This window comes from Rhizobium herbae, assembly GCF_017873135.1.
Classification (GTDB): domain Bacteria; phylum Pseudomonadota; class Alphaproteobacteria; order Rhizobiales; family Rhizobiaceae; genus Pararhizobium; species Pararhizobium herbae.
In genome coordinates this window covers 150,521-174,573 of record NZ_JAGGJV010000006.1, presented here as the reverse complement: position 1 = coordinate 174,573, position 24,053 = coordinate 150,521, and the positions used below count along the sequence as shown (strand labels likewise).

Sequence of the window (24,053 nt, the reverse complement as noted above, 5' to 3'; positions counted from 1 at the left end):
GAGAAAACCATGCATAAACGCTTCGAAGGCAAGACTGCCGTCATTACCGGCGCCAGCGGCGGCATTGGTGCTGCCTTCGCTGCCCGTTTCGCGGCGGAAGGTGCCGCCGTCGTATTGAGCGCCATCGACGCCAAGGTCGAGGCTGTCGCGGCCGATCTCGCAGCGACCGGCGCCAAGGTTGCCGCGATGCGCATGGACGTCACCGATTCCGGCGCCGTCAAGGCGCTCTACGATCTTGCCGAGGAGCGCTTCGGCCGTGTCGACATCTCGATCCAGAATGCCGGCGTCATCACCATCGCAAAAATCGAGGACATGACCGAAGCCGAGTGGGACAAGGTGATGGCGGTCAACACCAAGGGCGTCTTTCTCTGCTGCCAGGAGGCGATCGCCCGCATGCGCAAGCATGGCGAAGGCGGACGGCTGATCAACACGGCATCGGGACAGGCACGGCAAGGCTTCATCTACACGCCACACTACGCCGCCAGCAAGTTCGGCGTCATCGGCATCACCCAGAGCCTTGCCAAGGAAGTGGCGAAGGAGAACATCACCGTCAACGCCATCTGCCCCGGCATCATCGAGACCGATATGTGGGCCTACAATGACAGCGCCTGGGGGAAATTGCTGGGCGACTACAAGCCCGGTGAACTGATGGCCGAATGGGTGAAGAACATCCCCATGGGTCGGGCCGGCACCGGCGCAGACGTCTCCGGCCTCGTCTCGTTCCTGGCGAGCAACGACGCAGCCTACATCACCGGACAGACGATCAATGTGGATGGCGGACTGATCATGTCCTGAGCCCATCTCGGCTTTTATCGCGTAAAGCTCTTTGGATGCCGTAAAGTGCCGGATCAGCCGCAGCCCTCCGCCTGTGGTTGCGACGGCGCCCGGAGATTTTTGCGTCAAGAAATTATTTTACGTATGAAATCTTTTTGTAGTAGGAATTAAATCGGCAACTTTCTCCGAGCCAAGTTTTGGCTTGCTCCTGGAGAGCAGGCGTTGACATAGCGCATATCCATACGTGGGCGCTCGAATTTTAGAAGTCGAAAGGGCAGATGACCAAGCTGACGCATCGGACCATGGAGGACTTCGCAAGGTCCTGCGGAGTTTCCAGGCCTACGCTTTCGAAGTATTTCGACGATCCGGGTAGCGTCAAATCCGCGACGCGGGAACGGATCGAAATGGCGTTGAACGCCTCCGACTACCGTCCGAACATTTTCGCGCGCAACCTCAACCGCAAGCGCACACGCAATGTCGGCATCCTGGTTCCCGCCATCACCGATCCCTTTTACGCGGAAATGGTCAATCGCCTCGAACTGCGTTTGCGCGACGAAGGTTACTGGCCGATCGTGATTTCCTCGCACGGCCTGCCGGAACTCGAGCTTGAGGCAGCCAATACGATCATGTCTCTGAAGGTCGCCGGCGCCATCGTTGCGCCGCTCGGCCTGACATCCGATCCACGGGTATTCGAGAAGCTGAGCCAGGACATCCCCGTGGTTTATTTCGACACCTATATCGAAGGGAATACACCTTTCATCGGCAACAACAATCGGCAGAGCGTTGCGACGATCGTCGACTATCTGTGTCGTTCGGGCGAACCTCCTGCCTATTTCGACATACCCCACGTGAACCACAATTCGGGCGAGCGTCTCGACGGTTACATCACCACGATGGAAACACTGGGCCTGGAGCCGATCGTTTTTGGCAACACCAAGGACTACAGCTGGGATTTCGAGCGCATTGGCTATGAGCAGACCGAAGCCCTGCTGGCAAAAGGCACGCTCCCGAGCAAGGCGATCCTATGCTCCAACGACCGCCTCGCCTTCGGAGTGATGGCCGCCGCGTATTCGCGGGGCATCGGGGTGGGCCGCAAAAGCGACAGCTATCTCCGCGTAGCCGCGCATGACGACCATCCGCTGAGCCGCTATACGTGCCCGCCGCTCACGACCATGGCGCAGGATTTCGCGGCAATGGCCGGACATAGCGTCGAAATGCTGCTGGCGCTTCTCGACGAGACCGAAGGGCGGCCTGAACCCGCCGTCCGCCGGATAAGCCTCAGCAGCACATTGGTCATGCGCCAATCGGCCTGATCAGGCCGGGTCGAAACTCCGCCATGCGGCAACCGCTTCCTGCACCGTTTCAAGAGCAGCCGGGATATGCCGGCCCATGGAAACAAACCCGTGAATCTGATCCGGCCGGTGCCGCCGCACCAGCGGAACGCGGGTCAGAGCCAGACGCTCCGCATAGGCTAGCCCCTCATCGGCCAGGATATCGTATCCGGCAGTGACAACGAAAGCCGGCGCAACGCCGTCGAGACGGTCCACCGTCAATGGCGACACCCGCCAATCGGCAATATCGGCCTCGCTTCGGATATAGTGATTGCGAAACCACTTCATCGTCGATGTCGAGAGGCCATACCCTTCTGAAAACCTGCGATAGCTGTCGGCAGATTGGGCCGCATCCGTGTTCGGATAGATCAGCAATTGCGCCGATAACGGCGGCACATCGCCGTTGCGCGCCATCAACGCCAATACGGCGGCGAGATTGCCGCCGGCGCTGTCTCCCGCAACGGCAATCCGTGCGGCGTCAATGCCAAGTTCCACGGCGGCACAGGCCATATGGACAAGGGTCGCCGCGCAATCCTGCAAGCCGGCTGGAAATCTGTGTTCCGGGGCAAGCCGGTAGTCGGGACAGACCACGACGCAACCGGCGAGATTGGCAAACCATCGGCAGATTTCGTCATGCGATTCCAGATTGCCGATCACCCATCCACCCCCGTGAAGATAGAGCAAGGCAGGCGCACCGGAAACCGGCGCACCCTTTCCTCGATAGATTCTCAACGCGATCGGAGCCTCGGGGCCGGCGATCCCGATATCCTTGATCACGCTCACGGGCTCCTTGTCACCCTGAAGGGTGGGGCAACCGGCATCATAGGCTGCTCTGGCCTCGTCCGGGGTCCCCGCCTCGAAAGGTACACCGGCAGCGGCACGGCCAAGATCGAGGACACGTTGTGCCCCCGGGTCAAGTGGTACGGTCATCACCAGCGCCCCTATGCCAGCAGACTGCGCGCTTCGTCTTCGCCGAGCAACGGCGGCTGGACGACACTGCCCGCGATGGCAACCGAGGTGCGGCTCTCGCCGGACGCAAGGATAGCCTCCATGATCTCAAGGACATGCAGGGCGAGATCGCCGGAAGCGCGCGGCGCGCGGCCATCGGCCAAAGCCCGGACGAGATCGGCGACGCCGAGCATGCGATAATTGGCCCGATCGGGAGCAGCATATGGCCAGTTGGGGGCACCATAGAGCTCGTCTTCGCTTTCGAAATTCACCCATTCGGCACCGCGTTCCGACAGTGACACCGTTCCGCCGAACGTATCGGGATCCGGCAATCGCAGTGAACCCTCCGTGCCATGCAGTTCGATCGGATGGTTGGAATGTCGGAAGACATCCCAGGAGGCCCCGAAATTGACCGTCGCTCCCGAATGGAACTCGAGCAGGGACAGGACGTTGGTCGGCGTTCCAACGCTGAAAGTGGTGTTCTGAAACGGGCCTTCGGCAGTGATCCGGCGTTCTTCCTGGCCCTTCGTCGCCAAGGCCATGACGCTTTTGACCGGCCCCAGAAGATTGACCAGCATGGTCAAATAATAAGGCCCCATATCAAAAACCGGACCGCCGCCGGGCTGATAGTAGAATTGCGGGTTGGGGTGCCAGTGTTCCATGCCACGGCCCATCATGAAGGCCGTGCCGGTCACGGGGCGGCCGATGGCACCCTTGTCCATCAGGCGGCGTGCACGCCGTCCTGCCGCACCCAGGAACGTATCGGGCGCCGAACCGAGCAGCAGGCTCCGACGCGTTGCTTCCGCCACCAGCTTCCGGCCGTCAGCGGCAGAGGTTGCCAGCGGTTTCTCGGTAAAGACGTGCTTGCCCGCCGACAATGCCGCCAGTGTCACGTCGTAATGGACCGCGGGGATTGTCAGATTGAGGACGAGATCGACCTCCGGATCAGCCAGGAGCGCATCCACGCCCAGTGCGCGGATTCCGTATTCCGCCGCCCGCAACGCCGACATGTCGGCTGAGATATCCGCGCATGCCCTGAGTTCCACCTCACCGAAAAGCGCTGCATTGCGCAGATAGGTCATCGAGATATTGCCGCATCCGATGACGCCAATACCCAGTTTTGTTTTCGCACTCATTGAGTCGACTTCCTCCACCGATTCCACACCCATGACATGCATGCCCGCATCGAAAGGCGGCAGCCTCCCGGAAGCAATAAAGCATTTTATTTATTGACGCGCGACAAATTTTAATGACACATACGGCAAGCTGCTGCGGTTTGGAGGCTGCCAGTTTCCTTGGGAAGAAAAATGACTGATGGTAAAAAACCCCTCAGCGGTGCGTCTTCTGTCGGGCATGTCACGATGGCAGTTCGCAGCAAGTTTTTGCATGGCGCGGTCGGCGTTGATGCCGGAACCACCGTGCTTGAGGTCGGATCCTATCGCCATCCGGCGTCCTGGTGTTCTTCTTCCATCGGCACATCATCGAAGGCCTGACACAGGCGGAATCAGGGAACAAGCCTATGACCAAGGACCTCAAAGTCGGCTGCCAGACCTTCACCTGGGAAATGCTCGGCAGCGCCTTTGCCGGCGGCCCGGACGATCTTCTGCGGGCGATTTCGCAGGGCGGCTACAGCGGCATCGAGATCACCGACACAATGATCGGCCGCTATGCCGGCAAGCCGGCCGCGTTCGCTGCCGCCCTGAAAGACAATGACCTCACGCTCGTTTCCTTTGCCATGGGCTCGAAAAGCGGCTTCACGGTAAAGGAAGAAATCGGCGCCGATCTCGAGACAACACGGCGCTGGATCGATTTCGCCGCAGAATTCCCCGGAGCGATGGTTTCGATCGGCTCGGCAACCGTCGTTTCCGAGGGCCTGCGCGACGACAAGTTTGCCATCGCCGCCGAATTCTACAATCGGGCTGGTGAACTGGGCAAGACATCGGGTGTGGATGTCGCAGTCCATCCAAGCTCGCACCACAATACGCTGCTGTTCGACCGCGCCGACTACGACCGGATTTTCTCGCTGCTCGACAGGGATCTGGTCGGTTGGGTACCGGACACGGGCCATATCCTGCGCGGCCATGCCGACATTCTCGACACGCTGCGGACCTATCGGGATCGTATCCGCTACCTCCACCTGAAGGATGTCGATGCCAGCGGCAAATGGGCCATGCTCGGCAAGGGCGTCTGCGACACGCCGGCGGTGATCGACATCGTTGCCGCCGCACCGAAATTCAACGGCTGGCTCGTCCTGGAAGAAGAATCCGACACCGCGGCGGCCGATCCGGCTGCTGCCGTGAAAGTCAATCGCCAAACGATGCGCAGCTACGGCGCCTGAGGAAGAAGACGATGATCGAAAAAGAAAGCCGGCGTCTGCGCGTTGGCGTGCTGGGTTGCGGGCCGATTGCCCAGTTCGCGCATCTGGAATCCTGCGTCAAGGCCCGAAATGCGGACCTGTATGCGATCTGCGATGCGGCGCCCGATCTTCTGGCGCGCATGGGCGCGACCTACGAACCGCAGAAGATGTATGCCGACTACGATACCATGCTGGCCGATCGGGAGCTGGAAGCCGTCATCGTCGCCACGTCGGATGCCTATCACGTGCCGATGTCGATCAGGGCGCTCGATGCCGGCAAGCACGTGCTTTGCGAGAAGCCGACCGGCGTGACCATCGAGGAAGGCCGGGAACTCGCCGATGCGGTGAAACGTTCCGGCAAGGTGCTGCAGGTCGGCCACATGAAGCGCTTCGACCCGGCGCTGGAAGCGGCCCACGACTTCGTGCGCAACGATATCGGCGACATCTTCGCCATGAAAGCCTGGTATTGCGATTCCACCCATCGCTACACCAACACCGACGCAGTGCAGCCTTTGCCGATCACCAGCAAGCTGGCGAAAAAACCGGCCGGCAATCCCAAGGCCGACCTGCGGCAGTATTTCATGCTGGCGCACGGTTCGCACCTGGTCGATACCGCCCGCTTCTTCTGCGGCGAGATCGTCGCGGTGCGGGCCCGCCTTCTGGAACGGGCCGGCGCCTATTGCTGGTTCGTCGAGACCGAATTCGCCAACGGCGCGCTCGGCCATCTCGACCTGACCGTCGCCGTGCGCATGGACTGGCACGAGGGCTTCCAGCTCTATGGCGAAAACGGCTCCGTCCTCGCCAAGACCTTCAACCCCTGGTACCTGCGGGCAAGCGAAGTCGAAATCTTCCATGAGAAGGACGCAACGACCCGCAAACCGCTGGGTGCCGACGGCCACTTCTTCCGCCGCCAGCTGGAGGGTCTGGCCGATACGGTTCTGACCGGCGCCCCGATGCGCGGGGCCGACATCGAAGACGGCATCGCCTCGATCCGCGCCATGGTCGCCATCGCCCGCTCGGTGGAAACCGGCGAGCGTGTCGAACTGGCCTCAGTAACGGGATCGGTCTGATGCAGATCGGGATCTTCGCCAAGACCTTTGCCGGATCGGACCCGCTGAACGTGCTTGCATCGGTCAGGCAAAGCGGCTTTGCGACGACGCAGTTCAATCTGGCCTGCGCCGGCCTGCCTTCGATGCCCGACAGCATCTCTCTCGGTGTTATCTCAGCGATAAAGACAGCATCGAAACAGACCCGCGTATCGCTGGCAGCACTCTCCGGCACCTACAACATGGCGCATCCCGACAAGGCCGTGCGCGATAGCGGCCTGCGCCAGCTCACCGTCGTGATCGAGGCGGCGGCCGCCCTCTCCATTCCGCTGGTGACATTGTGCACCGGCAGCCGCAATGCCGCCGATCATTGGGCGCACCACCCCGACAATGCCGATCCATCGGCATGGGCGGATATGGCGACCGAGATGGCCAAGGCTCTGGCAATCGCCGAGCAGCATGGCATCGATCTCGGTATCGAACCCGAGCAGGCCAACATCGTCACCTCGGCCAATGATGCCGTCCGGCTGATCGCCGAAATGGGATCGAAGCATCTGCGCATCGTGCTGGACCCGGCAAACCTGTTCGAGCTGGCAACGAAGGACGAGGCCCGCAAGATCGTCGCTGATGCGGTGGAAACATCCGCCGGCCACATTGCGATGGCCCACGCGAAGGATCGCCATGCGGACGGACGTTTTGCCACCGCCGGGCAAGGTGTCATCGACTTCGCCGATTTCGTCGACCGCCTGAAGGCGACGGGATTTGACGGCCCGCTCGTCACCCACGGCCTGTCGGCTGAGGAAGCGCCCGGCGTCGCCGCCTTACTGAAAGGGCTGACCTGATGGTCCGTGTCGCCGACCTTCAGCGCGATGATGCCAAGCTTTGCGTCTTTGACGGCGGCGAAGGACAGCCGGTCGTGTTTCAGCATGGACTCGGCGGAGACGAGGCACAGGTCGCACAGGCTTTTCCCGATGGGTCCGGCGCGTGGCGCAGGGTCACCGTCGAATGCCGGGGACATGGCGGCTCATCCCTCGGCAGCAGACCCGACTTCTCGATCGCGATGTTTGCCAAGGACGTGCTTGCCGCTGCCGATCGCCAGGGCATCCGGCAATTCGTCGCTGGTGGAATCTCGATGGGAGCAGCGGTCGCGCTTCATCTCGCGCATGCCTTTCCGGGCCGGGTGACCGGGCTCATTCTGGTCCGCCCCGCCTGGACGTTTGCCCCAACGCCGGCGAACATGGCGCCCATCCGCGAGATCGCGGACCTGATCCGGTCGAACCCGCTTGAGCGGGCACGTGACCTGTTCCTCCATTCCGACACCGCCCGGCTCCTGCGTGTCGAGGCCCCCGATAATTTCGCATCCCTGCTGGGTTATTTCGATCGGCCGAACGCCGTGCCCTTCGTCGATGTTCTGGCGGGGATCGCTGCCGACGGTCCGGGCGTTTCGAAGGCGGATACTGCCGCATTGCCGCTGCCGGCGCTGGTGATCGGCAATGCGCAGGATGCCGTTCATCCCCTTGATTCAGCCTGGCTGCTGGCTGACGCCATTCCGCATGCCCGGTTCGTCGAGGTTGCCGCCAAGGCGGCCGACAAGACCCGGCATCTGGCCGAGACCCGCGCAGCCATCGACCATTTCCTCATGACCCATTTCAAGAACCGGAGCCTCGTTACGCCATGACGTCCACCCCCCTTTCCGGCCCGGCCACCATCGCCGCCCTGCCGCGCGACCGGCTGCTCGGCGAATTCTCGCTCTGGTCGGCCGACCTTGCCAATATGGAGGCGGATCTGAAGCGTATCGAAGCGCATGTCGATCTGCACCATATCGATGTCGCCGACGCCCGCTTCACGCCCGGCTTTCTGTTTTTCCCGGATTTCGTCGCCCGCATCGCCAAGCTGACCGCCAAACCGATCCACGTGCATCTGATGGTCGAGGCGGAAATCGTCGAGGAACAGACGCGGCAATTCATCGAAGCCGGCGCCGATCTGATCAGCGTTCATGCCGAAAATGGCGAGGCCGGCCTGCGTGCTGTCAAGCTGGCCAAGGAACTCGGCGCCGAGGCCGGGGTCGTGCTGCGTCTGGAAACGCCGGTTGCCGGGGTCGTGCCATTTCTGGCGCATGTCGCCTTCGTGACGCTTCTGGGAACGTCGATCGGGGTCAAAGGGCAAAGCCTCTCGGAAAAGGCCTGCAACCGGCTGATTGAAGCGCGCACTTTGCTGAAGCAGGCAGGCCGCGAGCAGGACATTATTCTGGCTGCCGATGGCGGCATCCGCGAACAGACCGTGCCGCTCCTGCGTGGCGCCGGCGCTCAAACCGTCGTGCTCGGTTCTCTCGCCTTCGGCGACAAGGATCTGGCAGCGCGAATGGCCTGGCTGCATGCTCTGGAGACCGACATCCGATGAGCAAAGTCGCCCTCGCATTTGATCTCGGCGGAACGGAGCTTCGCGCCGCGCTCGTCGATCGCGAGGGTAGACTTCTGGCATTCGCATCGGTTCCCACCCTTGCCAGGGATGGCGTGATGGCGGTTGTCGGCCAGATCGAAATACTGGCTGAAACGGTGCGCAGGGAGGTGCCCGACGCCGTCGTTGCCGGGATTGGCATTGGAGCGCCCGGGCCGCTCGATCCGAAAGCGGGAATCGTTCTCGGTGCGCCGACATTGTCCGGCTGGCACGATGTGCCACTGGCCGGCATTCTCAGCGATCGGCTCGGCTTGCCGGTCCGGCTCGAAAACGATGCCAACGCCGCAGCTCTCGGCGAATGGCACTTCGGCGCCGGCAAAGGCGCCAATTCCCTGGTCTTCGTCACGATCTCGACTGGGATCGGCGGCGGCGTGATTGTCGATGGGCGGATCATGCACGGGCGGCGGGGGCTTGCCGCCGAAATCGGCCACATGACGATTACGGACAAAGGTGAACGTTGTTTCTGCGGCGCGACCGGCTGTTTTGAAGCCGTTGCCTCCGGCACCGCGCTCGGCCGGCGTGCAACAGCGATAACGGTTGCAGGGGATGGTTCGAGGCTGCGTGTCCTGTCCGGCGACGCCGAGGTGACCGGCCGCGATGTTGTCGATGCGGTGCGGGTTGGCGATCCGATGGCAATTTCCCTGCTGGAGGACGAGGCACGATGGCTGGGTATCGGCTTTACCAATCTTCTGCATCTTTACTCGCCGGATGTGCTGGTGATGGGCGGCGGCATTTCAAATGGGTTCGATCTGTTGCGCGAGACAGTCGAGGCGACAATCCGCAACCGCGCCATGCCGGCCTATCGCGATGTGCCGGTCGTACCGGCACAATTGGGCCGGCATGCCGGCCTCATCGGGGCCGCAAGCCTCATACTCCGCGATGAAGACGAGACCGCTTTGCAAGTCTCCACCGGAGAAAATCCGGACAATCACACGGAGACCGAACCCGTAGGGACAAGGGAGGCTATTCATGGCTGAGATGAACCTGGGAGACCGAGCAGATTCAATGAAAGGAATACACCCATGACCGTAACACGGGAAACGCTCGCGTTGACCCATTCGGGCGCCATGACGGCCTTGGCTGCTGCGATCACTCAAGCCGAAGCCATAAAGGTTCCACAATGCATCTTCCTCGTCGATGTGAGCGGAGAGGTGATTGCCAGCGTTCGAATGGACGGAGCCAAATATCTGAGCATGCATACCGCTCGCGCCAAGGCACGAACCGCTGCTTCGATCAATGCGCCGACGGGCGCGATGAGCACCGAATTCGGTACGGCCGCCGGCATCGCCTCGCAAGGCGGCGTTACGCCATTGCCCGGCGGCTTGCCGATCCGCTTCGGCAACCGGCTTGTCGGTGGCATCGGCGTGGGTTCGGGAACTGGCGACCAGGATTTCGAGGTCGCACGAGCCGCACTGGCGGCAATCGGTGCCGACGCCGTTTGACCGGAATGTTTTCAGCCTGAGGCCGATCTTCAAAAAACGAGAGAAGAGTTGGTTGCGCAAGGGCTCGTCCTTGAGCAACCACGCTTAGTCGCCTGCGCCACGTATGAAAAATGCGCCTACCAGTCCCACCACGACGATTGACTGTAGTATGAACATCGGCCATTGATCGGACATTGAATTTCCTCACGCGGCTTTGGTCTAGAATCCACCGCCCATTGATCGGCAGCATCGCCGACCCCATATATCCACTAACGCCCAAGAGGCCGCATTTGGCTCAAGTGCGGCTCGATGAGCCAGCTCTCCAGGCGATCTCTCCCCTTCAATCAATTGAAGCTCGACCGGATGTTGAGCTTGTTTCCAACAGGAGTAAACAGATGTCCAGCACTCAAACGGCAGCAGACGAACCCTACGAAATCAAGCCATTCGCAAAAAAGCACCGCATTTCCATCGAAGATGCGAAGACGATCATCGAAAAGCACGGAGCGGATCGCAAGTCAGCCGACAAGGAAGCTCGGCGCGTCAGTGTCTGAATGAATGAGGTAAGTGGTCATCATCGCCATTCAGCGCCGATGACCCCTCAAGGACAGCCTATCCCGCTTCGGCGGGCAAGGTTGCGGAAATCGATGATCTCCCAAAATATCTGTTCGTCATCGTAGCCTTCCGAAAAGGTGCCGCCGTCGCTTTCGACCGCCCAGCTGCCGCAATGTGGATTGAGGACGCAGTCGGGGAAATTCATGAGGTGGTGCCAGGCGACATCCTTCAAAAGATGCAGGGCAGCGCGGAAATAACGCCACGCAAAAATATCCGAACTCTGAGCCTCGTCGTTATCTGAAACAGCATGGCGGCGTCTGTTTGTCCGGCGGAAATTATGTAAAAGAAGCATATTCCACACAGGCGATACTCTCAGGGTGCATGCTATGAAGAAGATCGGTTTTCTCTCGTTCGGCCACTGGACTCCCTCCCCTCAGTCACAGACGCGGTCGGCTGCTGACGCGCTTCTGCAGTCCATCGACCTGGCGGTTGCTGCTGAGGAACTTGGCGCCGACGGAGCGTATTTTCGCGTGCATCACTTCGCACGCCAACTCGCTTCGCCGTTCCCGCTGCTGGCGGCGATCGGCGCCAGAACCAGCCGTATCGAGATCGGCACGGCCGTCATAGACATGCGGTACGAGAATCCACTGTACATGGCTGAGGATGCGGGTGCCGCCGATCTTATTGCGGGTGGGCGCCTACAGTTGGGCATCAGCCGCGGATCACCAGAGCAGGTCATCGATGGTTGGCGCCATTTCGGTTACGTGCCGACTGAGGGCGAAAGCGAAACCGACATGGCACGGCGCCATGCGGAAGTCCTTCTCGATGTGTTGCGGGGCGAAGGCTTCGCGGAGCCCAACCCACGGCCGATGTTCCCCAATCCCCCCGGCCTGTTGCGTGTCGAACCGCATTCCGCCGGTCTGCGAGACCGCGTCTGGTGGGGAGCAAGCTCAAATGCCACGGCAGCCTGGGCCGCCAGAATGGGGATGAACTTGCAAAGCTCCACCCTGAAGGATGACGAGAGCGGGCTCCCGTTTCACGTCCAGCAGGCCGACCAGATCCGGGTTTTTCGCGAGGCATGGAAGGCGGCCGGTCACGAGCGCGAGCCCAGAGTTTCGGTCAGCCGCAGCATTTTTGCGTTGGTGGACGATCGCGATCGCGCCTATTTCGGTTATGGGGATAAAGACGAAGACAAGATCGGGTTCATCGACGAGAAAACCCGCGCGATCTTCGGTCGGAGCTATGCCGCGGCGCCAGACGTCCTCATCGCGCAACTGATCAAGGACGAGGCAATCGCCGAAGCCGACACCTTGCTGTTGACCGTCCCCAACCAACTTGGCGTGGACTACAATGCCCATGTTATCGAGGCAATCCTGACCCACATCGCGCCGGCTCTTGGCTGGCGCTGACGCCTGTTCAGAAGGCGCAGGGCACCATGGCGACAGGGGGCGGGCGCCCCGGCTTGGTTGTCCTTTTGGAATGCAGTTCGTCTATTGTGATCTTGACCGCGTCTTCGCAAGAGCGGGCATGCCGTCCGGCCGGATCTGCTTCTTGAGGGCTGCGATGCGGAAGATGGCATTGGCGGCGCCATAACCGCGATAGCCGCGCCGTTCGACGATCTCGAAGAAGAACCCCTCGCCATAGGTACCGCTGTAGAGCTGGAAGAATTCGCCGTACTCGTCGCGATCGTAGAGGATGTTTTCCGCCTTCAGCCGCTCGCTGAGCTCCGGATCAAGGCCGAAGCGCGCTTCGACATCGTCGTAATAGTTGGGCGAAATGTGCAGCGGTCGAAAACCGTTCTGTTTTAACGCCGCAGCCGTTGCGAAGATATCGTCGGTGCTGAAGGCCAGATGCTGGATGCCCGAGCCGAAGGTTTCGGCGATGAAGTGGCCGGCGAGCGTGCGCCGGTTTTCAGCGCCGTTCAGCGTGATGCGCAAGGTGCCGGCGGCATTCTCGATCACCTGGCTGCGAACGACGCCGGCCGGATCGATGATATCCACCATCGGTGTCTTCTGCGTCTGGAAGATTGCGGTATAGAACAGCAGCCAGGTCAGCATTTCCTCATAGGCCACCGTCTGGGCGATATGGTCGATGGTACGCAGATGGGCGGATGGACTTTTCTCGTCGTCTTGCACGGTCAGGAAATCAATGTCCCAGATGCGGCCAAGATCGGATTTCTTATCAAGTAGATAGATAACCCCTCCGCCCACACCACGGATGGCGGGAATGTCCACCTCGCCGGAGCCGACCGGTTGGCTGAACGATTCGGCGCCCAGCGCCGTCGCGCGGGCCATCGACTCTGCAGCGTCCTCGACCACCAGTGCCGTGGCATAGGCGGACGGCCCGTGCACCGCATAGGAGGCATTGGCGAAGCCTGCCCGCTCGGTGTTGATCAGCAGCCGGATCTCGCCCTGCTGGTAGACACTGACCTGCTTGGTCCTGTGCTGCGCCGTCTTGTGAAATCCGAGCGTGGACAGGATGGCAACCAGTTCGGCTGCATCTGTTTCATCGACGGAGAACTCAACGAAACCGACGCCTTTCACCGGCGCGCGGTCCGGCATCGCGGCAACGGTAAGCCCCGTCGCATTCGGGCCGCGCCGCACCCGGTCACCAAGCGTGATGAGCGAGCGATGGCCATCGGCGGCGATTGCCTTCGCAGAGCCGCCGCGGAACTGGTCGTTGAAGATTTCCAGCGAGAAATAGCCATCATAACCGGTCTCGGCGATGGCGCTGGTGAAGGCCACAACCGGCAGATCCCCCTCGCCGGGCATGTTGCGGAAGTGGCGGCTCCAGTAGAGCAGGTCCATGTCGATCAGTGGCGCATCGGCCAGCTGGACGATGAAGATCTTCTCCTTGGGAATCGAGCGGATCGAGTTGATGTCGATCTTGCGCGACAGCGTGTGGAAGCTGTCGAGGATCAGGCCGATGTTGGCATGATCGGCGCGCCGGACGATTTCCCAGGCATCGCGATGATCGAAAATATGCCGCCCCCAGGCAAGCGCCTCGTAACCGACCCGGAGGCCGCGTTTCGCCGCCCGTTCGCCAAGCTCATGGAAATCCGCTGCCGCCCGATCGATGCCGCCGAGAGACACCGGCGACACATTCGAGCAAATCAGCACCAGGTCGGTGCCAAGTTGCTGCATGATATCGAACTTGCGCTCTGCCCGATCGAAGGTGCGGGTGCGATGCGGCTCCGGCATGCCTTCGAAATCACGGAACGGCTGGAACAGCGTGATCTCCAGACCGTGATCGCGCACCATCCGGCCCACATCCGCAGGACTGCCGTCAAACGCGAGGAAATCGTTCTCGAAGATCTCGACGCCGTCGAATCCTGCCTTGGCGATCGCCGCCAGCTTCTCCGGCAATTCGCCACTGATCGATACCGTCGCTATGGACGTTTTCATCGCGGATCCTCGCTTGAAAGATTGCCCGATGTCAGACTGTCGAAATGTTGCATCATCCGAACGGCATCCGGCTCCTGTCCGGTAAAGAGACGGAAAGCGCCCACAGCCTGGAACACCGCCATGCCGCCGCCGTTCAATACCCGGCAGCCCCGTTGTCTTGCCGCCTTCAGAAGTTCCGTTTCCAAGGGGAAATAGACGATTTCGGCCACCCAGTGATGGGCTGCCAGCAGGTCCGGGGGAAGCGGAACCCCCGGATATTTTGCCATGCCGGTGGGCGTCGCATGGATCAGACCGGATGCGGTTTGCATCGCTGTGGCCAGATCGCCGCACGCCGAGATGGCCGCTTCCGGGAAAAGAGCCGACATCGCCTCTGCCAACTGCGCTGCCCTTTCCGGCTCGATGTCGAAAACCGTCAACCTCTTCAGGCCGAGCGAAAGGATGGCATAGGCGGTTGCAACGCCTGCGCCCCCCGCACCAATCTGGACAGCCGCATCAAGTGCGGCTCCGGGAAGCCCGCGGCGAAAACTCTCCGCAAAGCCCCACCAGTCGGTATTATGGCCGTACCGTCGGCCGTTCTTGAGAACGACCGTGTTGACGGCTCCAAGCGCACGGGCCTCATCCGAGAGTTCGTCAAGAAAAGGAATGACCAGTTGCTTGCAGGGATGGGTGATATTGAGACCGCTCAACCCCTGCTTTTCGGCCTGGTTCAGGAGGTCCGGCAAGCTGTTCGGCGTCAGGCCGCGCTGGTTGAGGTCGATCAGTTGATAGTCATAGGCAAAGCCTTGAGCGGCACCTTCCTGCATATGCATCGCCGGCGTCAGCGAGGCCTGGATGCCCGCGCCGATCAATCCGGCCTTCAAGGGTTTCAAACGTGTCTCGACCATTGCAGCAGGTTCCGTGATTGTCAGAAAGGATGGGCCGGCCCGCCCGAAGGCGAGCCGGCGGACGCATTATTGGCCGCGGGCAGCCGCAAGTTCCTTGAAGAGCAGCGAGACGGTGTCAGGGCCGATTTCACCGCTGAACTTGTCGACCAGTGGCTTCACGGCATCGCGCAGCTTCTGCGTTTCTTCCGGGCTGAGTTCGGAGACTTCCATGCCGGTCGCCTTGATCTCGGCCATCGCCTTGGCATCCACCTCGCGCGAGACCGTGCGCTGGTAATCGCGGGCCTCAGTCGCAGCCGACTGAAGAACCGCCTTTTCCTCGTCGTTCAGCTTGTCCCAGAAGATCTTGCTGATCAGCACGATCTGCGGATTGTACTGATGGCGGGTCACCGTCATGTACTTCTGCACTTCGAAGAACTTGGCATTGAGAATGTTGGCGGCCGGGTTTTCCTGGCCGTCCACCGTGCCGGTTTCAAGCGCCGTGTAGAGTTCAGTGTAAGGCAGCGGCACGGCATTGGCGCCGAGGCTGTTGAACAGCTCGATCGGGATCGGCGATTGCAGGGTGCGGATCTTCAGGCCCTTGATGTCCTCGAGCTTGGTGACCGGATGCCGGTTGTTGGTGAGGTTGCGGAAACCCAGTTCCCAATAGGCAAGGCCGACGAGGCCGGTATCCGGCAGCTTGTCGCTCAGGCTCTTGCCGAATGGGCCGTCCATGATCTTGTCGGCCTCCTCGCCGCTATTGAACAGGAACGGCAGGTCGACCGCGCCGAATGCCTTGACGTTGCTCGCCAGAATACCGGCGTTCAGCACCAGCATCTCGACGACGCCGCCCTGAAGTGCGGAAACGGTCTGCACGTCGCCTCCGAGCACACCGCCCGGAAACAGCTTGACCTCGATCTTGCCGCCGCTCTTGTCCTTGACGATTTCGGCGAACTTCTCCATGCCGGTAACCTGCGGATGACCCTTGTTGTTGGCACTCGCAAATTTCAGCGTCGTTTCGCGGATCTCCGCCGAGGCGGTCCCGGCCAGAAGCATTGCGGGCAGCGCGAGCCCCAATGCCAGTTTCAACATCCTGTTCAACATGCTTTTCCTCCCAGATTTTGGCCGGGATTTCCCGGCCGGTTGAATGCTTGCGACAACGCCTTTCCGCCTCAATGCCCGAACCATGCAACCGGTGCGGTCACCAGCTGCGGGAACAGGACGAGGAGAAAGAGGACGATCAGTTCGGCGATCAGGAAGGGCATGACGCCCTTCATCAGATCTTCCATCGACAGCTTGGAAACACCGCAGATGACATTGAGCACCGTGCCGACAGGCGGCGTGATCAGGCCGATGGAATTGTTGATGATGAACAGGACGCCGAAATAGACCGGGTCGATGCCCGCCTGCTTGATCACCGGCATCAGGACGGGTGTCATGATCAGGATGGTCGGCGTCATGTCCATGGCGGTGCCGACGAGCACGATCAGCACCATGATGGCGATCAGCAGCAGCGTCTGGTTGTCCATCAGCGGCTCGAGCAGTGCGACGAGATCGCCGGGCACGTCGGCGACGGTGATCAGCCAGGCTGACACTGCGGCACAGGCGACGAGGAACATTACCACTGAGGTAATCTTCGCCGCCGCCACGAAGACATGAAACAGCCGCGACGGCGGCAGTTCGCGGTAGATCACCATGGCGACGAACAGCGAATAAACGGCCGCAACGACACCAGCCTCCGTCGGCGTGAAGACGCCGAATTTCAGACCGAAGACGATGATGACGGGCAGCATCAATGCCCAAATGGCATCGACGAAGGCTTTCATGCGGACCGCACCGCTTTGGCGCGGCGGCAGCGCGAACTGCTCCTTGCGGGCGACCATCAGCCAGGTGATGCACAGTGCCAGCGCGATCAGCAGGCCCGGAACGATGCCGGCCAGGAAGAGCTTGGTGATCGAGACGCCACCAACGACACCATAGAGGATGAAGCCGATCGACGGCGGAATGATCGGGCCGATCACCGAGGCTGAGGCGAGCAGTCCGCCGGTGCGGGCCGGGTCATGCCCGGATTTCAGCATCATCGGATAAAGCAGCGCGCCGAGCGCTGCCGCATCCGCAACAGCCGAACCGGAAAGGCTGGACAATATGCACGCGGCAAAGATGGCGACGAACCCGAGCCCGCCGCGCACATGGCCGACAAGGGCCATGGCGAGATTGACGATCCGCTTGGAAAGCCCGCCGGTATTCATCACCTCGCCGGCCAGAAGAAAGAAGGGAACCGCCATCAGCGGAAAGCTGTCGGCACCGTTCATGACGTTCTGCGCGACGATCTGGGGATCGAAAATGCCCATGTACAGCATCAGCGCGACACCGCTGAGGATGAGCGCGAAGGCGATCGGCACGCCGAGTGCCATGGGGCCGAGAAGAGCGCCGAGGAAGATGGTCAGGGTCATGGCGTACTCCTCAGATTTTCGTCGCGCCGATACCGAGCGCCGGCACGGGGTGATCGTCGAGAGCCACCTGCTCCTCGCTGTCGAGGACGAGTTGTGCGGTCGTCACGTCGATGCGGCCGGTGGCGACGCAAAAGGCATCCCAAAGAATGATCAGGAAGGTGGGGATTCCGAAGGCCAGGCCCGCGCCGTAGAAGAAACCCATGGACAATCCCGTGGCAGGCATGGTCGCCGGCAGGTTGATCAACGTCTGCGTCCAGCTGCCGCTGATCATCAGCGCCGTTGCCACCAGCATCAGCCCCTGCCCCGAAAGCACCGCGAGCTTGGCACCAGCAGGTGGCAGACGCTTCAGCAGCGAATCGACCCCGAGGTGTCCATGTTCGCGCATGGCGACGACGGCCCCCAGAAATGTCAGCCAGATGAAGAAAACCCGGGAGAGTTCTTCGGACGAGGTGATGCCCTGATTGAGTGCGTAGCGCAGCACGACATTGCCGAACACCAGCACGACCATGGCGGCCAGCAGGAAGGCGATGATTGCCTTCAGCCCAAGAAAATAGAAATCGATGATGCGTGTCATGCCCGTCCTCCCGAAAGGATCTCGCCGACGCCCATTGCTTACCATTTGCTGCATCCGCAACGGCCGTACAATGTCGTGACCAGATATCCGCGCCGGAGCCGCCTCCTCAGGAACAACCAGCGCAGGGATAAAATGTACGAACTGGTACGTATGTCAAGAGGCATCTATTGAAAGCAGGCTTCAAGCTCTTTAAGACTTTACAGCCATACCGGAAACTGGATGCGGATGGCCGCGCCAAAGGTGTGCGACTTTGAAGATGACGGCGCCGGAGGGGGAGCGGCGGAGCATGGCAGGCAAAGCTGAGAACGGCAGGAAGAACGACCCCCAGCGCACCCAGGAAAATATCCTGGAAGTGGCAACGGAGGAGTTTTCGACGCATGGTCTTGCCGGCGGGCGCGTCGATGCCATCGCCGAGCGGACCCGCACCTCAAAACGGATGATCTACTATTATTTTGGAAGCAAGGAAGGCCTGTATCTGGCCGTTCTTGAACGCTCTTATCGCAAGATCCGCACGCTGGAAGCCGACCTTCAATTGTCAAACCTGGAGCCGGAAGAGGCGCTGCGGGTCCTGATCTCCACCACCTTCGACCATGACGAGGCGCATCCGGATTTCGTCCGGCTGGTCAGCATCGAGAACATTCATCACGCCGCCCATATGCTGCGCTCGGAGGCAATCCGCGACCTGAACGTCTCCGTCATCGAAACGATCGCCGGCATCCTGGAACGCGGCATAGATCAAGGGGTCTTCACGCGACCGGCCGATCCGATCGACATTCATATGATGATCAGCGCGTTCTGCTTCTTCCGTGTCTCCAACCGCTACACCTTCGGCTCGATCTTCCGCCGCGACCTCTCCGAACCCGGCACCATCGAACGCCACCGCACCATGATCGCCGATGCTGTCATCGGCTATCTCAAGGGGTAATAACGGCGGCGAACGGGCTCCCGTCGACCCTGTTGCGAAAGGAAATGCCACACGACGACGGACCGCTCGGTCAAGCATTGTGCGGCGTCGGAAATATTGTAACCGCCAACTACCGAGCCGTGATTATCGGCGCACATAATCCCCGCTCGACGATCATGCAACCCAGTTCCACGCGGCGCGCAGGCAGGTGTTCGCGGAGAGTCCGCAGGCAATATTCCATTTCATCGAGCGCCATGCGACCGATTTGAGCGAGCGGCGAATGCACCGTGGAAAGCGGCCGGAGCAATATTCGCGTTCCGACCGCTTCCCATCATCATGTCTTGGTATGCAAAATCGCTTATTCGACCGATTGGATCGGCTCTTTCGGAGCCGGATCGAAGCCGATCAAATCAACCGTGAGCTTGGCATAAGTGCCGTCGGCCACTATGTCCGCCAGCGCCTTGTTGATGGCTTTCACCAGCTCGGGCTTGCCTTTCTTGATGGCGAAGCCCTTCTGGATTCGGCTGACGAAATCATCCGTCATCGCAAGCGGCATATGGGCATTCTTGATCGCATAAGCGCCGGCGATCGAGTCGGTAATCGTTGCGTCGATATTGCCGTTGACAAGATCCTGCATGGCGTCGGATTCCGCCTTGTAGCCCTTGACAGTTGCGCCCTTGTCTTCGGCAATTTTCGCAAAGGTGGACGACACGAGAGCACCGACTGTCTTTCCCTTCAGGTCGGCCGCGCTCTTGATCGGCGAATCCGCCTGGACCACGATACGGCCGCCGGATTCAAGCCAGCCATTGGCAAAGGTCACCTTCTTCTGGCGCTCCGCAGTAATGTCCATCGACGCGCTGATCACATCGTATTGGTCCGCCTGCAGGCCAACCAGCAGCGAGTCCCACTTGATGAGGACCGGTGTGTAGGTCAGGTTCAGACGCTTTGCCACTTCCGTCATGACCCGAATTTCCAGGCCGTCGAGCGAGCCGTCGGGCGCGCGCATGCTGAAAGGTGGGAAGGTGCCTTCGGTGGCAACCTGAAGTTTGCCGGCTTCGAGAAGCTCAAGATCGGCGGCGGACGCCGGGGCCTTGGCGGCAACGGCGGCGATAGCAGCGAGAGCGAATGCGATGGATTTGAATTTCATGGCTTGTTCCCTTCTTTTCGATTGGTTCGTTTCACAGTCTTCCGTCGCGGGGGCGACAGTCTTGTTTGCCCGGCGCTGCGCTGCGCCGGGGAGGCCGATGATTGGGGGCCGCAAACTGCTCGACCATCAGCTCTGCAGCGCGTATCGCCGCTCGAGCCAGGCCGCCAGCTGCGTGAGGAAAGTCGTCAGCACGAGATAGATCACGGCAACCGCAATGTAGAATTCGAACGGTCGGAACGTCGCCGCGATCAGGGTCTGGGCATAGAGTGTCAGTTCGACCACGGTGATCGTCGACAACAGCGATGTGTTCTTGAGAGTCGAGATCGCTTCGTTGGTAATCGACGGCAGGATGATACGGAACACCTGCGGCAGAATGATGCTGCGCATCGTCTCGGCCGGACTGAAGCCGAGCGCCAGCGACGATTCCGTCTGACCGCGCGGAATGGCCGTCAGGCCACCTCGAATGATCTCCGCCACATAGGCACCGCTGTTGATCCCAAGCGACAAGACCCCGGCTGTAAACGGCGATAGCCTGACCCCGAACTGCGGTAGTCCGAAGTAGATGATGAAAACCTGAATGAGGGTCGGCGTTCCGCGAATGAACCAGATATAGAAGGCGGCCACCATGCGGACGGCCTTCACCTTCGACCGATGTCCGAGCGCTGCAAGCAAACCACAGACCCAGCTGACGACGATCGTCAGGATCGTCAGCCAGAAAACCGTCCACGCCGCCAGCAGGAAGCCTGGACCGTAGATCTGAACTTCACCAATGAAATCCGTGATCATTGTTGAGTGCCTCCGTAGCCCGCACCCGCGCCGGCAACCTCGTCATGCAGGATACGATGAAGGAACTGGCGCAGCCGGTCGCTCTGCGGATTGCGCAGGATCTCCGGCGGTCCGTCCTCGGCGATCACGCCCTTGTCGAAAAACAGAACGCGGGACGAAACGTCCCGGGCGAAGGCGATCTCGTGCGTAACGACAAGCATGGTCATGCCCTCCCGCGCCAGGGACGCCATCAGAACCAGAACCTCATGAACCAGCTCCGGATCCAGAGCCGACGTCACTTCGTCGAAAAGCATCAGGCTGGGCTTCATCGCCAGCGCCCGCGCAATCGCGACGCGCTGCTGCTGCCCGCCGGACAGCCGGGCGGGATAGCTTTGGCGCTTTTCATAAAGCCCGATACGGGAAAGCAGGGCTTCCGCCTCCTCGATGGCCTGAGCGCGCGGAATCTTGAGCAATTTGATCGGCGCGTGAATGACATTTTGCAGAACGGTCATGTGGGGCCAAAGATTGTAGCTCTGGAACACCATGCCCACTTTCTTTCGCAACGCCTGCAATTGCGTCGCCGTCGGGAAGAAGCGGGATTCCGGATGATAGTCGAAGGAAAGTCCCTCGAAATCCAGGAACCCGGATTGCGGCATCTCCAGTCCGTTGATGGATCTTAGAAACGTGCTCTTTCCCGAACCGCTGGCGCCGATGATCGAGACGACCTCTCCGGCCGTCACGTTCAGGGAAATTCCTTTAAGGACCTGCGTTTCGCCGAAGCTTTTGTGGATATCACGCAGGGCAAGAATGTGCTCCGGCATCAAACGGCCTCCGGGGATGACTTGGAAAGGATGCGCACCGCCACATCCATCGGCGTGCGGGCAGCACCGTTGATGGGTGTCACATCCTGGGGGCAAGCCGAAAGAACCAGCAGAATATCCATTTCGGCGCGCAGCGTCACGCAATCGCCGGCTTTCGAGGCGGGCGGCAGGCGTTCGACACGGCCGTCTTCATTCACCGGCACGTTCATGAAAAGATTGAGCGAGGCGGGCGTAAACGGCACCTCCCTTCCGGAGCCGGACATGGCCTCATGGAAATTATCCGCACAGCTCCGGTGATAGCCCTCGCAACCGAGCTCCTGGTACAGTTCGCCATTGCAGGGACACAGGAGCGTGTCATGCCGCAACCCTGCGCTATCACCGACAAGCGCCAGCATCCGGCGGCGTCGATTGCTGACGACGCTCATGCCACTCTCGAAATAGATGCTGCTGGCGACCGAGCGCGTGTGATCCATCGAACTGACTTCGTTCGCGTCTTCCGCCGAAACAGCCCAGAGATCGACAACCTGACTGCCGTGAGTGTTGGTAATGATCGCGGCCTGGCCGGCGCGCATTATGTACGCGCGCCCCTCACCAGCCGGGACAATGTCCGAATATTCACCCATCTCGAACTCGCCTGTCCATGGAGGGAGGCGGACATGACGCCGATTGCGCGCCATCATTCGCCTTCTCAAAAACTCTCGAAGGCAACTTATTCAGTATACCAATGGAATTCAAGTATGTATTTCAGATACTTATGGGACATTTATTGTGCGCTTCGCATAAATTTTAAACTTGGACGCCTAAACAATGGGCAAATCTCTCGGAGTGAGACCTCCGTAGAAAAATCGCGTAAACACCCAATCGATGTTGGCAGCCTCACGCATGATTGACGGAAGAATACTATTGGTGTACCGAAATTGAAGGGTTGTGAACGCCTTCGATCGAACCAGCCACTCGACAAAAACGATCGGAAGCCGGTACCGCCATGGAGACCAGAGACGTGGCCAGATATTTCCCGCTGGATGAATATGAAGCGCGCTGGGAGCGTGTGCTTGCCGAAATGCAGGCACGTGGCTTCGAAACCGCGGTCGTCTTCGGTCGTGGCGGCGGCACGACTGACAATTGCGGCGATATCCTCTATCTCTCCAACCACTATGCGATCAGCGGCGGCATGGATTCGTCCATCTGGTCGGCGCGGTCGTTCTCCGGCATTGTTCTTCAGCAGGGCATTGAGCCGCAATTGCATATCGATGAGCCGGAGCCGCGCCGGGATCTGGTTTCGATCCGCGACATCCATTGTCACAAGCACCCCTTCAGCGGCGTGGCGAAAGCGATTGCAGAGCGTGGCATCAAAGGCCGGGTCGCCCTTGTCGGAACCAACTTCATTCCCATCAAATATTATCAGCAGCTCGTCGAGGGTGCCCCGGATGTCGAATGGGTTCCGGCAGACGATCTTGTGCGGTCTGTCAGGCGCACAAAGAGCCATCGTGAACTGGATTGCTATCGCATCGCCGGAGAAGGCGCCACCATGGGCCTCAACCGGCTGATGGAAGGCCTGACCAGCGGCCTATCGGAGCAGGAGGCAGCCGGTGAAGCGGCGCGCGAAATCGTCCGGCGCGGCGGCCGGCTGCAGATGATCGGTGCCAACCACGGCGACACGCTTGGTTTCGACCAGCGTTTCCCGCTGACAGGCTACAGCGCCGATGCGCCGAAACCGGGAGATATGGTCACCGGTACGGTGCATGCAGCCTTCTATCAGGGATACTATCTCGACCCGGGCCGCACCGGCGTATGCGGCAAGTCGAATGCGGACCAGCGCCGGCTGATCGAGGCCGCCGCCGGGATCGTGCACCGCCTGACGGACATGATGCGCCCCGGCGTCAAGCTTCTCGATGTCGCCGCCGAAGGCGATCGTATGACCGCCGCGTTTGGCGGCTCGGTGTCAGCGATCATGAAGAACTTCCCGTTCTATGGCCATGGCATCGGCCTTGGCTTCGAACTTCCCCGTATTTCCAGCAGCATGTCGCTGCCCGAAGACACAGCGGAAAAGAACATGGTATTCGGCGTCGAATCCTTTCTTTCCCTCGATGGCGTCGGGGCGGCCTTCTTCGAGAACATCGTCATCATCGGCGACGAGGAAAACGAACTCCTGACCAAATCGCCCAGCTTCTGGTGGTGACAGGGCCAAGCCTTTTCTCAAGGCCTCGACGTGGAGCGAACGCCCACCGCTGACATGGACC

26 protein-coding genes are annotated in these 24,053 nt (G+C 60.6%); 13 read left to right on the top strand and 13 right to left on the bottom strand.

Going from position 1 to position 24,053, the window contains the following annotated elements; genetic code table 11:
- Nucleotides 1-9: 9 nt before the first annotated feature.
- Together J2Z75_RS17425 and J2Z75_RS17420 are read left to right on the top strand one after the other, a co-directional pair.
- Nucleotides 10-795 (top strand): SDR family oxidoreductase, encoded by a 786-nt coding sequence (locus J2Z75_RS17425; protein WP_209854029.1) that lies wholly within the window; start codon nucleotides 10-12, stop codon nucleotides 793-795.
- A gap of 257 nt (nucleotides 796-1,052) precedes the next feature.
- The gene (locus tag J2Z75_RS17420; protein WP_209854028.1) at nucleotides 1,053-2,087 is read left to right on the top strand and encodes a LacI family DNA-binding transcriptional regulator; all 1,035 of its coding nucleotides are present in this window, start codon (nucleotides 1,053-1,055) and stop codon (nucleotides 2,085-2,087) included.
- Here J2Z75_RS17420 and J2Z75_RS17415 read toward each other — a convergent pair whose 3' ends face one another.
- The 3 genes from J2Z75_RS17415 to J2Z75_RS17405 all read right to left on the bottom strand — a co-directional run bounded on the left by J2Z75_RS17415 (nucleotide 2,088) and on the right by J2Z75_RS17405 (nucleotide 4,498).
- Nucleotides 2,088-3,035 carry an alpha/beta hydrolase gene (locus J2Z75_RS17415; protein ID WP_209854027.1) on the bottom strand — a complete coding sequence of 316 codons (948 nt, stop codon included), beginning with the start codon at nucleotides 3,033-3,035 and terminating at the stop codon, nucleotides 2,088-2,090. It lies immediately after the preceding gene.
- A gap of 11 nt (nucleotides 3,036-3,046) precedes the next feature.
- Nucleotides 3,047-4,189: a Gfo/Idh/MocA family protein gene (locus tag J2Z75_RS17410; RefSeq protein ID WP_209854026.1), complete on the bottom strand. Its 1,143-nt coding sequence runs from the start codon at nucleotides 4,187-4,189 to the stop codon at nucleotides 3,047-3,049.
- A 90-nt stretch (nucleotides 4,190-4,279) separates the two neighbouring features.
- Nucleotides 4,280-4,498: a hypothetical protein gene (locus J2Z75_RS17405; RefSeq protein WP_209854025.1), complete on the bottom strand. Its 219-nt coding sequence runs from the start codon at nucleotides 4,496-4,498 to the stop codon at nucleotides 4,280-4,282.
- Between the two features lie 74 nt (nucleotides 4,499-4,572).
- Here J2Z75_RS17405 and J2Z75_RS17400 point away from each other — a divergent pair, with 74 nt between their 5' ends.
- From J2Z75_RS17400 to J2Z75_RS17365, 8 genes are all read left to right on the top strand, one after another.
- The gene (locus J2Z75_RS17400; RefSeq protein WP_209854024.1) at nucleotides 4,573-5,391 is read left to right on the top strand and encodes a sugar phosphate isomerase/epimerase family protein; all 819 of its coding nucleotides are present in this window, start codon (nucleotides 4,573-4,575) and stop codon (nucleotides 5,389-5,391) included.
- An 11-nt stretch (nucleotides 5,392-5,402) separates the two neighbouring features.
- Nucleotides 5,403-6,479: a Gfo/Idh/MocA family protein gene (locus tag J2Z75_RS17395; RefSeq protein ID WP_209854023.1), complete on the top strand. Its 1,077-nt coding sequence runs from the start codon at nucleotides 5,403-5,405 to the stop codon at nucleotides 6,477-6,479.
- On the top strand, nucleotides 6,479-7,297 hold the full coding sequence (locus tag J2Z75_RS17390) for a sugar phosphate isomerase/epimerase family protein (RefSeq protein WP_209854022.1): 819 nt from the start codon (nucleotides 6,479-6,481) through the stop codon (nucleotides 7,295-7,297). The genes J2Z75_RS17395 and J2Z75_RS17390 overlap by 1 nt, the downstream gene beginning before the upstream one ends.
- On the top strand, nucleotides 7,297-8,133 hold the full coding sequence (locus tag J2Z75_RS17385; protein ID WP_209854021.1) for an alpha/beta fold hydrolase: 837 nt from the start codon (nucleotides 7,297-7,299) through the stop codon (nucleotides 8,131-8,133). Before J2Z75_RS17390 ends, J2Z75_RS17385 begins: the two co-directional genes overlap by 1 nt.
- Nucleotides 8,130-8,855, top strand: a complete 726-nt coding sequence (locus J2Z75_RS17380; RefSeq protein WP_209854020.1) for a ribulose-phosphate 3-epimerase — start codon at nucleotides 8,130-8,132, stop codon at nucleotides 8,853-8,855. Before J2Z75_RS17385 ends, J2Z75_RS17380 begins: the two co-directional genes overlap by 4 nt.
- Nucleotides 8,852-9,889, top strand: a complete 1,038-nt coding sequence (locus J2Z75_RS17375; protein ID WP_209854019.1) for an ROK family protein — start codon at nucleotides 8,852-8,854, stop codon at nucleotides 9,887-9,889. The genes J2Z75_RS17380 and J2Z75_RS17375 overlap by 4 nt, the downstream gene beginning before the upstream one ends.
- 45 nt (nucleotides 9,890-9,934) lie before the next feature.
- The gene (locus J2Z75_RS17370) at nucleotides 9,935-10,354 is read left to right on the top strand and encodes a GlcG/HbpS family heme-binding protein (protein ID WP_209854018.1); all 420 of its coding nucleotides are present in this window, start codon (nucleotides 9,935-9,937) and stop codon (nucleotides 10,352-10,354) included.
- Between the two features lie 374 nt (nucleotides 10,355-10,728).
- Entirely contained in the window at nucleotides 10,729-10,884 is a 156-nt protein-coding gene (locus J2Z75_RS17365) for a hypothetical protein (RefSeq protein ID WP_209854017.1), read from the top strand.
- A gap of 47 nt (nucleotides 10,885-10,931) precedes the next feature.
- Here J2Z75_RS17365 and J2Z75_RS17360 read toward each other — a convergent pair whose 3' ends face one another.
- Nucleotides 10,932-11,246, bottom strand: a complete 315-nt coding sequence (locus tag J2Z75_RS17360; protein ID WP_209854016.1) for a hypothetical protein — start codon at nucleotides 11,244-11,246, stop codon at nucleotides 10,932-10,934.
- Between the two features lie 25 nt (nucleotides 11,247-11,271).
- On the opposite strand from J2Z75_RS17360, the gene J2Z75_RS17355 reads away from it, so the two are divergent.
- A complete protein-coding gene (locus J2Z75_RS17355) occupies nucleotides 11,272-12,294 on the top strand; it encodes an LLM class flavin-dependent oxidoreductase (RefSeq protein WP_209854015.1) in 1,023 nt (340 codons plus the stop codon).
- A gap of 81 nt (nucleotides 12,295-12,375) precedes the next feature.
- Here the strand turns inward: J2Z75_RS17355 and J2Z75_RS17350 are convergent, their stop codons facing one another.
- The 5 genes from J2Z75_RS17350 to J2Z75_RS17330 all read right to left on the bottom strand — a co-directional run bounded on the left by J2Z75_RS17350 (nucleotide 12,376) and on the right by J2Z75_RS17330 (nucleotide 18,176).
- Nucleotides 12,376-14,289: a bifunctional sugar phosphate isomerase/epimerase/4-hydroxyphenylpyruvate dioxygenase family protein gene (locus J2Z75_RS17350; protein WP_209854014.1), complete on the bottom strand. Its 1,914-nt coding sequence runs from the start codon at nucleotides 14,287-14,289 to the stop codon at nucleotides 12,376-12,378.
- Nucleotides 14,286-15,173, bottom strand: coding sequence for a shikimate dehydrogenase (locus J2Z75_RS17345; RefSeq protein ID WP_209854013.1), 888 nt, complete (start codon nucleotides 15,171-15,173; stop codon nucleotides 14,286-14,288). The genes J2Z75_RS17350 and J2Z75_RS17345 overlap by 4 nt, the downstream gene beginning before the upstream one ends.
- A gap of 66 nt (nucleotides 15,174-15,239) precedes the next feature.
- Complete coding sequence (locus tag J2Z75_RS17340) at nucleotides 15,240-16,253, bottom strand: TRAP transporter substrate-binding protein (protein ID WP_209854012.1); 1,014 nt, start codon at nucleotides 16,251-16,253, stop codon at nucleotides 15,240-15,242.
- Nucleotides 16,254-16,321: 68 nt separating this feature from the next.
- The gene (locus J2Z75_RS17335) at nucleotides 16,322-17,602 is read right to left on the bottom strand and encodes a TRAP transporter large permease (protein ID WP_209854011.1); all 1,281 of its coding nucleotides are present in this window, start codon (nucleotides 17,600-17,602) and stop codon (nucleotides 16,322-16,324) included.
- A gap of 10 nt (nucleotides 17,603-17,612) precedes the next feature.
- The gene (locus J2Z75_RS17330; RefSeq protein ID WP_209854010.1) at nucleotides 17,613-18,176 is read right to left on the bottom strand and encodes a TRAP transporter small permease; all 564 of its coding nucleotides are present in this window, start codon (nucleotides 18,174-18,176) and stop codon (nucleotides 17,613-17,615) included.
- A gap of 286 nt (nucleotides 18,177-18,462) precedes the next feature.
- On the opposite strand from J2Z75_RS17330, the gene J2Z75_RS17325 reads away from it, so the two are divergent.
- Nucleotides 18,463-19,101 carry a TetR/AcrR family transcriptional regulator gene (locus J2Z75_RS17325; RefSeq protein WP_209854009.1) on the top strand — a complete coding sequence of 213 codons (639 nt, stop codon included), beginning with the start codon at nucleotides 18,463-18,465 and terminating at the stop codon, nucleotides 19,099-19,101.
- A 337-nt stretch (nucleotides 19,102-19,438) separates the two neighbouring features.
- Here J2Z75_RS17325 and J2Z75_RS17320 read toward each other — a convergent pair whose 3' ends face one another.
- From J2Z75_RS17320 to J2Z75_RS17305, 4 genes are all read right to left on the bottom strand, one after another.
- Entirely contained in the window at nucleotides 19,439-20,227 is a 789-nt protein-coding gene (locus tag J2Z75_RS17320; protein ID WP_209854008.1) for a transporter substrate-binding domain-containing protein, read from the bottom strand.
- Between the two features lie 126 nt (nucleotides 20,228-20,353).
- A complete protein-coding gene (locus J2Z75_RS17315) occupies nucleotides 20,354-21,013 on the bottom strand; it encodes an amino acid ABC transporter permease (protein WP_209854007.1) in 660 nt (219 codons plus the stop codon).
- Complete coding sequence (locus J2Z75_RS17310; protein ID WP_234937400.1) at nucleotides 21,010-21,813, bottom strand: amino acid ABC transporter ATP-binding protein; 804 nt, start codon at nucleotides 21,811-21,813, stop codon at nucleotides 21,010-21,012. The genes J2Z75_RS17315 and J2Z75_RS17310 overlap by 4 nt, the downstream gene beginning before the upstream one ends.
- A complete protein-coding gene (locus J2Z75_RS17305; RefSeq protein ID WP_209854006.1) occupies nucleotides 21,813-22,436 on the bottom strand; it encodes a DUF1989 domain-containing protein in 624 nt (207 codons plus the stop codon). The genes J2Z75_RS17310 and J2Z75_RS17305 overlap by 1 nt, the downstream gene beginning before the upstream one ends.
- Nucleotides 22,437-22,813: 377 nt before the next feature.
- Between J2Z75_RS17305 and J2Z75_RS17300 the strand changes: the two genes are divergently transcribed.
- Nucleotides 22,814-23,992, top strand: a complete 1,179-nt coding sequence (locus J2Z75_RS17300) for a M24 family metallopeptidase (RefSeq protein ID WP_209854005.1) — start codon at nucleotides 22,814-22,816, stop codon at nucleotides 23,990-23,992.
- The last annotated feature ends 61 nt before the right edge of the window (nucleotides 23,993-24,053 follow it).

What these genes read in the sequence shown, in the direction of transcription:
- J2Z75_RS17335 (WP_209854011.1), bottom strand. Translation starts at nt 17,602, where the DNA reads ATGACCCTGACCATCTTCCTCGGCGCTCTTCTCGGCCCCATGGCACTC.
- J2Z75_RS17410 (WP_209854026.1), bottom strand. Translation starts at nt 4,189, where the DNA reads ATGAGTGCGAAAACAAAACTGGGTATTGGCGTCATCGGATGCGGCAAT.
- J2Z75_RS17305 (WP_209854006.1), bottom strand. Translation starts at nt 22,436, where the DNA reads ATGGGTGAATATTCGGACATTGTCCCGGCTGGTGAGGGGCGCGCGTAC.
- J2Z75_RS17320 (WP_209854008.1), bottom strand. Translation starts at nt 20,227, where the DNA reads ATGAAATTCAAATCCATCGCATTCGCTCTCGCTGCTATCGCCGCCGTT.
- J2Z75_RS17315 (WP_209854007.1), bottom strand. Translation starts at nt 21,013, where the DNA reads ATGATCACGGATTTCATTGGTGAAGTTCAGATCTACGGTCCAGGCTTC.
- J2Z75_RS17395 (WP_209854023.1), top strand. Translation starts at nt 5,403, where the DNA reads ATGATCGAAAAAGAAAGCCGGCGTCTGCGCGTTGGCGTGCTGGGTTGC.
- J2Z75_RS17310 (WP_234937400.1), bottom strand. Translation starts at nt 21,813, where the DNA reads ATGCCGGAGCACATTCTTGCCCTGCGTGATATCCACAAAAGCTTCGGC.
- J2Z75_RS17345 (WP_209854013.1), bottom strand. Translation starts at nt 15,173, where the DNA reads ATGGTCGAGACACGTTTGAAACCCTTGAAGGCCGGATTGATCGGCGCG.
- J2Z75_RS17340 (WP_209854012.1), bottom strand. Translation starts at nt 16,253, where the DNA reads ATGTTGAACAGGATGTTGAAACTGGCATTGGGGCTCGCGCTGCCCGCA.
- J2Z75_RS17390 (WP_209854022.1), top strand. Translation starts at nt 6,479, where the DNA reads ATGCAGATCGGGATCTTCGCCAAGACCTTTGCCGGATCGGACCCGCTG.
- J2Z75_RS17350 (WP_209854014.1), bottom strand. Translation starts at nt 14,289, where the DNA reads ATGAAAACGTCCATAGCGACGGTATCGATCAGTGGCGAATTGCCGGAG.
- J2Z75_RS17385 (WP_209854021.1), top strand. Translation starts at nt 7,297, where the DNA reads ATGGTCCGTGTCGCCGACCTTCAGCGCGATGATGCCAAGCTTTGCGTC.
- J2Z75_RS17355 (WP_209854015.1), top strand. Translation starts at nt 11,272, where the DNA reads ATGAAGAAGATCGGTTTTCTCTCGTTCGGCCACTGGACTCCCTCCCCT.
- J2Z75_RS17420 (WP_209854028.1), top strand. Translation starts at nt 1,053, where the DNA reads ATGACCAAGCTGACGCATCGGACCATGGAGGACTTCGCAAGGTCCTGC.
- J2Z75_RS17370 (WP_209854018.1), top strand. Translation starts at nt 9,935, where the DNA reads ATGACCGTAACACGGGAAACGCTCGCGTTGACCCATTCGGGCGCCATG.
- J2Z75_RS17400 (WP_209854024.1), top strand. Translation starts at nt 4,573, where the DNA reads ATGACCAAGGACCTCAAAGTCGGCTGCCAGACCTTCACCTGGGAAATG.
- J2Z75_RS17380 (WP_209854020.1), top strand. Translation starts at nt 8,130, where the DNA reads ATGACGTCCACCCCCCTTTCCGGCCCGGCCACCATCGCCGCCCTGCCG.
- J2Z75_RS17365 (WP_209854017.1), top strand. Translation starts at nt 10,729, where the DNA reads ATGTCCAGCACTCAAACGGCAGCAGACGAACCCTACGAAATCAAGCCA.
- J2Z75_RS17330 (WP_209854010.1), bottom strand. Translation starts at nt 18,176, where the DNA reads ATGACACGCATCATCGATTTCTATTTTCTTGGGCTGAAGGCAATCATC.
- J2Z75_RS17425 (WP_209854029.1), top strand. Translation starts at nt 10, where the DNA reads ATGCATAAACGCTTCGAAGGCAAGACTGCCGTCATTACCGGCGCCAGC.
- J2Z75_RS17415 (WP_209854027.1), bottom strand. Translation starts at nt 3,035, where the DNA reads ATGACCGTACCACTTGACCCGGGGGCACAACGTGTCCTCGATCTTGGC.
- J2Z75_RS17325 (WP_209854009.1), top strand. Translation starts at nt 18,463, where the DNA reads ATGGCAGGCAAAGCTGAGAACGGCAGGAAGAACGACCCCCAGCGCACC.
- J2Z75_RS17405 (WP_209854025.1), bottom strand. Translation starts at nt 4,498, where the DNA reads ATGGCGATAGGATCCGACCTCAAGCACGGTGGTTCCGGCATCAACGCC.
- J2Z75_RS17375 (WP_209854019.1), top strand. Translation starts at nt 8,852, where the DNA reads ATGAGCAAAGTCGCCCTCGCATTTGATCTCGGCGGAACGGAGCTTCGC.